Source organism: Oscillibacter sp. UBA6647 (genome assembly GCA_002455655.1).
Classification (GTDB): Bacteria; Bacillota; Clostridia; order Oscillospirales; family Oscillospiraceae; genus Oscillibacter.
This window is the reverse complement of sequence record DKLF01000163.1, coordinates 1-3,371: the sequence shown is the minus strand read 5'-3', so window position 1 is coordinate 3,371 and position 3,371 is coordinate 1. Positions and strand designations below refer to the sequence as shown.

Here is a 3,371-nt window from a genome sequence, read left to right as displayed (position 1 = left end):
GTCCTCGAGGGAGATATAGAACCGGGTTTCGCCGGGGTCGCCCTGACGGCCGGCGCGGCCGCGGAGCTGATTGTCAATCCGGCGGGAATCGTGGCGCTCGGTGCCGATAATGAACAGGCCACCAGCATCCCGGACCTTTTCCGCTTCATTGGAAATCTCAGACTTGTGGCGGGCGAAGGCTTCGGCGTACCGCTTCCGGGCGTCCAGAATCTCCTCGCTGTCGGTTTCGGCGTAGCCGGTGGCCTCGCCGATCAACTCGTCGGACATACCGGCCTTGCGCAAATCCGCCTGCGCCATATATTCGGCGTTGCCGCCCAGCATGATATCGGTGCCGCGGCCCGCCATGTTGGTGGCCACGGTGACGGCGCCCAGCTTGCCTGCCTGCGCGATGATCTCCGCTTCTTTTTCGTGGTTCTTGGCGTTGAGGATGCTGTGGGGAATTCCCTCGTGGCCCAAAAGCTCGCTTAGAATCTCGTTCTTCTCGATGGACACCGTGCCCACCAGCACCGGCTGGCCCTTTTCGTGGCACTCCTTGATCTGCTGGATGACGGCGCGGTATTTCCCCGCCTCCGTCTTGTACACCACGTCGTGGTTGTCCTTGCGCTGGTTGGGGCGGTTGGTGGGAATCTCGATGATGTCCAGATTATAGATGGTGCCGAACTCCTCCTGCTCGGTCATGGCCGTTCCGGTCATGCCGGAGAGCTTTTCGTACAGGCGGAAATAATTCTGGAAGGTGATGGTGGCCAGCGTCTTGTTCTCGCTGGCAACGGTCACATGCTCTTTGGCTTCGATGGCCTGATGCAGCCCGGCGGAATACCGCCGCCCGAACATCAGACGGCCGGTGAACTCATCCACGATGATGACTTCGCCGTTTTGCACCACATAGTCGATGTCCCGCTTCATCACGCCGTGGGCCTTGATGGCCTGATTGATGTGGTGGGACAGGGTAGAGTTTTCGGGGTCGGACAGGTTTTCGAGGTGGAAGAACTGCTCCGCCTTTTCAATGCCGTTGGCGGTGAGCATGGCGGTTTTACCCTTCTCGTCCACAATGTAGTCGGCGGACTCGTTCTCGTCGTCCTCCTCCTTGCTGTCGACCTCGGCCACAACACGCTTTTTCAGGCGGGAGACAAACATCTCCGCCATGTCGTATAATTGAGTGGATTTTTCACCCTGTCCGGAAATGATCAGGGGGGTGCGGGCCTCGTCGATCAGGATGGAGTCCACCTCGTCCACGATGGCAAAGGCGTGGCCCCGCTGGACCAGCTCCGCGGAGTAAATGCACATATTGTCACGAAGATAGTCAAAGCCCATCTCGTTGTTGGTGCCGTAGGTGATGTCGGCGTTATAGGCCGCCTGCCGCTGGGCGGTGGTAAGTCCGTGGACAATCAGGCCCACCTCCAGGCCGAGGAAACGGTGAACCTTGCCCATCCAGTCGCTGTCGCGCTTGGCAAGATAATCGTTCACCGTGACGATGTGAACGCCTTCGCCGGTCAGTGCGTTGAGATAGGCGGGGAGGGTGGCGACCAAGGTCTTGCCTTCGCCGGTCTTCATCTCCGCGATGCGGCCCTGATGCAGCACCACGCCGCCTACCAGCTGCACGCGGTAGGGCCGCAGGCCCAGCACGCGGTCCGCAGCCTCCCGCACGGTGGCAAATGCCTCCGGCAGGATGGCGTCCAACGTCTCGCCGTTTGCCAGACGCTCTTTAAACTGGGCGGTCTTGCCCCGCAGTGCTTCGTCGCTCAGCGCTTTGTACTCGTCGCTCAGCGCCTCGATTTTATCGACGATGGGATAAATCTGCTTGAGCTCGCGGGAGCTGTAATCTCCGAAAATTTTCTTCATGAAGCTCATAGGTGATTAAAGATCCTTTCTGACCCGGCTTTTTGGGAGAAAAAGTCGGAATGATATTCCTTATATAAATAGGCAGTCGCCAAAAGCAACGATAAGCATACCACACCTTTTTGAAAAATGCAAAGAAAATCAGGTTTATCGAATAAAATTTACATTTAGGCAGTTTCTATGTACGACACTGCAAAAATGGCGAAAAATATTTACAGTTCGCAGCTTCCCCGCTCCGCCAGCGCCACCCGGCCGGTAATGGTCAGGGCAGGGACACGCCCGTTTTCCCATGCTGCCGAAACGGTGATGGTTCCCCCCGGCTGGCGAAGGTCCACGGAGGCGCTTTCTCCCGCCTGAGAAGCGAGATACGACCCCACGGCGGCGCTGCCGCTGCCGCAGCCGGACTCCCACACCGCCGTGTCAGTGGAGCGGACATAGACCAGCGGCGTGATGGAGCCTGCGGCCCCATCATAGAGCATAATACCGCAGGCGTCCGCGTCCAGCGCGGCGCACAGGGGGCGGATGGCGGATTCCGCCGCTTCACGGGAAAGGGTCCCGGCGGGGGCGATGCAGTGGACAATGCCGTCAAACACCACGGCGGGGACGGAAATCCCACCGGGAAGCTCCGCTGTGGTAATCTCCACGGGCAGGGGCATGTTCACGGTGCCCCACAGCCCGTCCTCCCGCCGGTCAAGACGGCAGGTGAGAATGCCCTCGTGGCCGGAGACTTCCAGCGGAACCTCGGGAGCCGTCAGCCCGTCCCTGTCCGCGGCATAGGCCGCGGCGGACATGGAGGCGTTGCCGCAAAATTCGCCGCCCATCATTTGCAGGCGCAGTGCCGCGCCGGGGAGGGTTGCAGGCTCGATAAAGCCCACCTGCTCCACCTGAGGCCGGTCAGCCATCAGTTTTGCCGCCACCTCGGGCTGCATGTCACGGGGAACAGGGGTGGAAACCAGCAGGGTGATATTTTTGGTGGGGTCCCAGATTGTATAATCGAGCTTCATAAACGAATCCCTCCGATTTTCATAAGTTCGGGCAGCCGCAGACTCCCGTATTTTACAGAAGTATTTGTACAGTATAGCACGGACAGAGGTCAAAGCAAACCTTTTCACCCTAAAAATGAATTTTTCAATTCCTTTTTGGAAAAATCGGTGGTATGATATCTTTGTAGAAAAAACTGCGGCGATTTGTGCCGCCGACCTTGCAATTTGGAAAAACAACGGAACGGGAGGCAATCATGTTCAATGGCTTTACGGACGAAACGGTGGATTTTATGTGGGGCATCCGCTTCAACAATGAAAAGCCGTGGTTCGAGGCGCATAAGGAAATTTATTTATCCAGCTTTTACCGCCCGATGAAGGAGCTGGGGGACGAGCTGTACGACTGGTTTTCAGAGCAGAGGCCGGAGCTTCCTCTCCGGGGCCGCGTTTCCCGTATCTATCGGGATGCCCGGCGGCTTCATGGACGCGGCCCCTTCAAGGACCACCTGTGGATCAGCGTGGAGGCCCCGGCGGAAAGCGTGTGGACCGTGCAGC

General features: G+C 58.4%; 3 protein-coding genes. 1 reads left to right on the top strand and 2 read right to left on the bottom strand.

Going from position 1 to position 3,371, the window contains the following annotated elements; genetic code table 11:
• On the bottom strand, window positions 1-1,848 hold a 1,848-nt coding region (gene secA / locus B2W96_RS11590), incomplete at its 3' end, for a preprotein translocase subunit SecA (protein WP_293010580.1).
• A gap of 200 nt (window positions 1,849-2,048) precedes the next feature.
• Window positions 2,049-2,840 (bottom strand): hypothetical protein, encoded by a 792-nt coding sequence (locus tag B2W96_RS11585; protein WP_293010578.1) that lies wholly within the window; start codon window positions 2,838-2,840, stop codon window positions 2,049-2,051.
• Window positions 2,841-3,073: 233 nt separating this feature from the next.
• On the opposite strand from B2W96_RS11585, the gene B2W96_RS11580 reads away from it, so the two are divergent.
• Window positions 3,074-3,371, top strand: a 298-nt coding sequence (locus B2W96_RS11580; RefSeq protein ID WP_293010576.1) for a DUF2461 family protein, incomplete at its 3' end; no start/stop codon positions are given.